The sequence below is a fragment of the Candidatus Arsenophonus triatominarum genome (assembly GCF_001640365.1).
Taxonomy (GTDB): domain Bacteria; phylum Pseudomonadota; class Gammaproteobacteria; order Enterobacterales; family Enterobacteriaceae; genus Arsenophonus; species Arsenophonus triatominarum.
The window spans coordinates 1-4,887 of sequence record NZ_LWMI01000032.1 but is presented as its reverse complement, the minus strand read 5'-3'; the positions used below and the strand labels follow the sequence as shown (position 1 = coordinate 4,887).

Below are 4,887 nucleotides of genomic sequence, written 5' to 3'. Positions count from 1 at the left end.
GAGCAGGCTGTTAGAAGACATGTTAAAAATTACATACTTCCTTTTTCAATACTGTTAACACGTACACCGCCTGCGTATCAAACACGAAATATGGCAAGTCTTAGAAAAAGTTTGTCTGATAAAGGAATTCCAGTTTTTGATACAGTATTAACTGAAAGAGAAGCTTTTCGTTCAATGTTTTTTTTCCAAAAGCCTTTAGATAAATTAAATTCGTCTGAAGCGCCAGGAATAGATAAAGCCATCGAGAATGCCGATGCATTTGCAGCAGAATTAATTTCAAAATTATCGCCGGAGGGCTAGAAATGCCGGACTTAACAAAGCGAGTTGATGCGTTTGCAAATTTAAATAAGTTTAAACCTAAGACAGTGCCAAATCCTAAAGCAAATAACGATGATATAGAAAAATATCTATAGATAATGGATTTCCTTCACGTGAACCTCAAGAACCAAAGCTACAAAAGCGTGCAAGATTTAATTCAGGTGAAAAAAAAAGACAGTTGAATATAAAAGTAAAAGAAAGTAGCTTTCAGCGATTTTATGATTTGGCGGAAAAGCGAGGGATTCGTGTTCTTGGTGATCTTTTTGATCAAGCGCTAGCAGCACTTGAGAAAGAAACTATTGATAATACAGGTAAAATAGATTAAATATGTTGTGAAAGTTGATTTAACAGCTGTTCAGTCTATTTGAAAGTAAAAAATCAACTAAAAAATTTATGCGCTGACTGAAAGGAGCGTTAATCCTGCCAGTCAGCTAATCCAAAACCTACCGAAGATAGGAGTCAGACTATGCGAAATAGTACGCATATTGCACGCATAATGAAAGCGTGCAACATATCAATCGAGCAGCTTTTGAGCTTTGCTCACACATCAAAATATCTCACCAATCGGCAACGTGCCCGAATTCTCCAGCGAGTTGGGGGTGCGGCATGAAATACTTCAAAGCAACTATCATCACTAACGTTGACCACGAGAAGGGTAAGACAACAAATTTCATCTATCTTGCGTCTGAAACGAAAATAGCTGCCAAGAAATTGGCCTCTCAACATATCTTTGAGACTGACGGCGCAAACTGCTGTTTTTACAAATCGCCCAGATTGGAAGAAATTAGTATTTTGTGATTTTCGCGTGACTGTGTTCCCTTTAATTTCCGGTTATCTTCCGCTTCCTCGCCCGTTCGCTCGCGTTGCTCGGTCACTTGGCTGTGGCGAGCGGTGGGTGTTTTAATTTTAAGGATTTTTTGGATTATTTTTTAATTTTCTTTCTAAGTTTAGCTTGCGAGCACCGAACAGTGTCGATGAGGAAGCGGTGTTTAATTAAAGCTAAGGAGTAGCCTTGAACTTCCTTTAAAACACAGATTAAGAATAAATTTTCAAATAATCATTATTTTTATTTATTTATCAATACCTTGAGTTGTTTATATTGATATGATTTCTGATAAAACTTGATATGATTTCTGATAAAACTTGATATGATTAATCATATTTTTATTTATCTTTTGTTGACTTAATGTATTTTTTGATATAAGTTAATCATATCAAATAAACTCATATTATGGTATCAAATGAAAACTAGTAAACGCGTAAAATTAATAGGTCATAAAACATTGGTTGATCGTGATACAGGTGAAGAGATTCCAATGCAAATGAATTTAGTTGAAGATCGTGATTTTAATTTTCATAAAGTTTGGCTACAACATTTAATCCATTCGTTTGATGAAATAGTTAACCAAAAATTAAAATTAGCTTTTTGGATTATAGAAAATCTTAATAAAGAAAATCAGCTTGTAATGACACAACGCAAAATTGCAGAGATGAGCGGAATAAGCTATCAGACTGTGAGTAGAACAATTCGCCTTCTCGCCGAAGGATCACCCCCTTTTTTACAAAGAATAAATGCAGGTGCATACAGAATTAATCCAGATATTTTATTTAAGGGAAGTCATTCCAATAGAATGGGTATTTGTTATGAATATATAAAAACAAAAGAAGAGAAAACAAGAAAAAAAGAAAATTCCCCAATAGTTAATCCTGAAAGTAAATAATCGCTGATTATAGGAGTTGCTATCTCCAATAACCAGCTAATCCAAACCCTAGAATGATTAGGAGTCGGACTATGAGAAATAGTACCTTCCGTGTGCGCGTAATTGAAGCGCAAAATCAAATCATCGAGTTATTCGCTCGAACCTCACGCAATTTAACCCGTCGTCAGCGTGCACTAATTCTCAATAAAGTTGGGGGTGCGGCATGAAATACTTCAAAGCAACCATCATCACTAACGTTGACCACGAGAAGGGTAAGACAACAAATTTCATCTATCTTTCCTCTGAGACGAAAATAGCTGCCAAGAAATTGGCCTCTCAATATATCTTTGAGACTGACGGCGCAAACTGCTGTTTTTACAAATCGCCCAGATTGGAAGAAATTAGTATTTGTGATTTCGCGTGACTGTGTTCCCTTTAATTTCCGGTTATCTTCCGCTTCCTCGCCCGTTCGCTCGCGTTGCTCGGTCACTTGGCTGTGGCGAGCGGTGGGTGTTTTAATTTTAAGGATTTTTTGGATTATTTATTAATTTTCTTTCTAAGTTTAGCTTGCGAGCACCGAACAGCGGCGACGAGGAAGCGGAAGTTAGTTTATTGCTGATCAGTTGCATGGTAATTCTCTCCAAAACTTCAAGATATAAGAAAGGAGAACGAGATATTAAAATTCTGATTTTAAAGAATTTTAATTTTTCATATGTTTAACAAGCTACTGAACATATATGTTCAGTATTATCGAACATGTGTTTATAAATAGATGTTCGTTTTTTCATAAAATATGTTTGACATTAATAACAACTGTGTTTATAGTTTTATATAAACATAATGTTTAAAATTGTGAACTTATATGTTTATAGATAATGTCGATATGCAAAAAAATAAAGACCTTTTTATTCAATTTTCCGAAAAAAAATATTGGTGCTGTTAGAGAGATATTTAAGAAAAATACCGTTTCGGGTGATATTTTTTATTCTTAACCGAATTTATGAATAAAAACAATGCAGTAGTTTGCTCACATCGTGTTCTTGAAGAAGTTACGGGTAAAAAAAGAACAACTGTAAGTTTAGCTATTAAGTGTTTAAAAGATAACGGATTTATAACCATTCTAAAAATGGGTACAAGTAATGTCTATGTTCTAAATCCTCATGTGGTATGGAGAGCATGGAGAACAAATAAAGCGTATTGCAAATTTGAGGGACCCATTTACTTTCAAAAAAGTGAAAATGAAAAAATTACAAAAGAAATGCTCAGATCAATAAATATTGATGAGTAATCGCTGATAGCAAGAGTTTTCGCCTCTTACTACCAGCTAACCCTAAACCTACATGTGATAGGAGTAAGGCTAATGAAAAAGTCTACCTTCCGCGTGCGCGTAATTGAAGCGCAAAATCAAATCATCGAGTTATTCGTTCGAACCTCACGCAATTTAACCCTTCGTCAGCGTGCCCGAATTCTCCAGCGAGTTGGGGGTGCGGCATGAAATACTTCAAAGCAACCATCATCACTAACGTTGACCACGAGAAGGGTAAGACAACAAATTTCATCTATCTTTCCTCTGAGACGAAAATAGCTGCCAAGAAATTGGCCTCTCAACATATCTTTGAGACTGACGGCGCAAACTGCTGTTTTTACAAATCGCCCAGATTGGAAGAAATTAGTATTTTTGTGATTTTCGCGTGACTGTGTTCCCTTTAATTTCCGGTTATCTTCCGCTTCCTCGCCCGTTCGCTCGCGTTGCTCGGTCACTTGGCTGTGGCGAGCGGTGGTATTTAATTTTAAGGATTTTTTTGGATTGTTTTTTTAACTCAATTTTTACGCTTTAAATTGCGAGCACCGTCGAAGAGAAAGCGAATTAATCCGTTGCTACTGAGTCGTCTGATACTTCTTTCTATCAAAAGATACAAGAAGAGAAGTAATCATAAAACCTGTTATAGAAAGAATTAAATTTTTAATATCTGTTTGTCACAACCATAAATACTGTTGTTGCTGTAATCAAAAATGAGTGTCTTTATGATTACGTTAAAATCAAAAAATACGTTGACATAATCAAAAAAACAACTAAAATGCTTAAGTAAGAGTAAGAAAAAATAGAAAAATGCATATGACGGAATCAAAAATATCGATGTAATAAGGCACAAACAAAATCCATTCATGGAAAATATGATGATTCCTATGGGGACTAAACAAATTCGATTATCCAAAATGGGTAAAGATCGGAATGTATTAGTCAATCAACTTACAGGAGAAATTTTAGGAACGCATGTAACAACTTATAAAAAAGTTGATAGGGGAAATTTATAAAACTTTTCGCTGAAAATATAGCGATGACTTTTGAATTAGGCTCTGCTGGACTAAAAGCACTAAATGTATTGATTTTTACAGTGCAAAATTCAGGAATGAACAAAGATAGAGTTGTGTTAGATAAATACGCTTTAGAAGAATTTTTATCTGATTCAGGTCAAAAATTATCTCAAGCAACATTTACTAGAGGAATTAAAGAACTAGTAGGGGGCTCAAATAATCGCAAGATGTTTAAAACAAGGAGATTATTTTATTAACCCAAACTTTATTTTTAATGGAGACAGAGTTGCATTTTACTACAGCAATAGAAAAACAAGATTAAATTAGCGGTACTTGAACGGGCTCTGAACCCCGCCCAAGCACCTGATCCAACAACCTAAGTCGATAGGAGTCGGACTATGCGAAATAGTACCTTCCGCGTGCGCGTAATTGAAGCGCAAAATCAAATCATCGAGTTATTCGTTCGAACCTCACGCAATTTAACCCGTCGTCAGCGTGCCCGAATTCTCCAGCGAGTTGGGGGTGCGGCATGAAATACTTCAAAGCAACCATC

The 4,887-nt window shown here is 35.6% G+C and carries 8 protein-coding genes and 1 pseudogene; all 9 read left to right on the top strand.

Annotated elements, in window-relative coordinates:
• A partial coding sequence (locus AYJ55_RS19900; protein WP_222703542.1) for a hypothetical protein occupies positions 1-300 on the top strand: 300 nt, incomplete at its 5' end.
• A gap of 196 nt (positions 301-496) precedes the next feature.
• Positions 497-643: a hypothetical protein gene (locus tag AYJ55_RS32235; protein WP_222703538.1), complete on the top strand. Its 147-nt coding sequence runs from the start codon at positions 497-499 to the stop codon at positions 641-643.
• Positions 644-924: 281 nt separating this feature from the next.
• Complete coding sequence (locus AYJ55_RS19890) at positions 925-1,116, top strand: hypothetical protein (protein WP_063657703.1); 192 nt, start codon at positions 925-927, stop codon at positions 1,114-1,116.
• A gap of 443 nt (positions 1,117-1,559) precedes the next feature.
• Positions 1,560-2,039 (top strand): replication/maintenance protein RepL, encoded by a 480-nt coding sequence (locus AYJ55_RS19885; protein ID WP_063657702.1) that lies wholly within the window; start codon positions 1,560-1,562, stop codon positions 2,037-2,039.
• A 202-nt stretch (positions 2,040-2,241) separates the two neighbouring features.
• Positions 2,242-2,442, top strand: coding sequence for a hypothetical protein (locus tag AYJ55_RS19880; protein ID WP_063657701.1), 201 nt, complete (start codon positions 2,242-2,244; stop codon positions 2,440-2,442).
• Between the two features lie 573 nt (positions 2,443-3,015).
• A pseudogene (locus AYJ55_RS19875) lies at positions 3,016-3,306 on the top strand (replication/maintenance protein RepL); the annotation flags it as partial.
• Positions 3,307-3,509: 203 nt separating this feature from the next.
• Positions 3,510-3,713: a hypothetical protein gene (locus AYJ55_RS19870; protein WP_063657699.1), complete on the top strand. Its 204-nt coding sequence runs from the start codon at positions 3,510-3,512 to the stop codon at positions 3,711-3,713.
• Between the two features lie 471 nt (positions 3,714-4,184).
• Positions 4,185-4,334: a hypothetical protein gene (locus tag AYJ55_RS33790; protein ID WP_245677478.1), complete on the top strand. Its 150-nt coding sequence runs from the start codon at positions 4,185-4,187 to the stop codon at positions 4,332-4,334.
• Positions 4,335-4,357: 23 nt separating this feature from the next.
• Entirely contained in the window at positions 4,358-4,591 is a 234-nt protein-coding gene (locus AYJ55_RS33785) for a hypothetical protein (protein WP_245677477.1), read from the top strand.
• The last annotated feature ends 296 nt before the right edge of the window (positions 4,592-4,887 follow it).

What these genes read in the sequence shown, in the direction of transcription:
- AYJ55_RS19870 (WP_063657699.1), top strand. Translation starts at nt 3,510, where the DNA reads ATGAAATACTTCAAAGCAACCATCATCACTAACGTTGACCACGAGAAG.
- AYJ55_RS19880 (WP_063657701.1), top strand. Translation starts at nt 2,242, where the DNA reads ATGAAATACTTCAAAGCAACCATCATCACTAACGTTGACCACGAGAAG.
- AYJ55_RS33790 (WP_245677478.1), top strand. Translation starts at nt 4,185, where the DNA reads ATGGAAAATATGATGATTCCTATGGGGACTAAACAAATTCGATTATCC.
- AYJ55_RS19890 (WP_063657703.1), top strand. Translation starts at nt 925, where the DNA reads ATGAAATACTTCAAAGCAACTATCATCACTAACGTTGACCACGAGAAG.
- AYJ55_RS19885 (WP_063657702.1), top strand. Translation starts at nt 1,560, where the DNA reads ATGAAAACTAGTAAACGCGTAAAATTAATAGGTCATAAAACATTGGTT.
- AYJ55_RS33785 (WP_245677477.1), top strand. Translation starts at nt 4,358, where the DNA reads ATGACTTTTGAATTAGGCTCTGCTGGACTAAAAGCACTAAATGTATTG.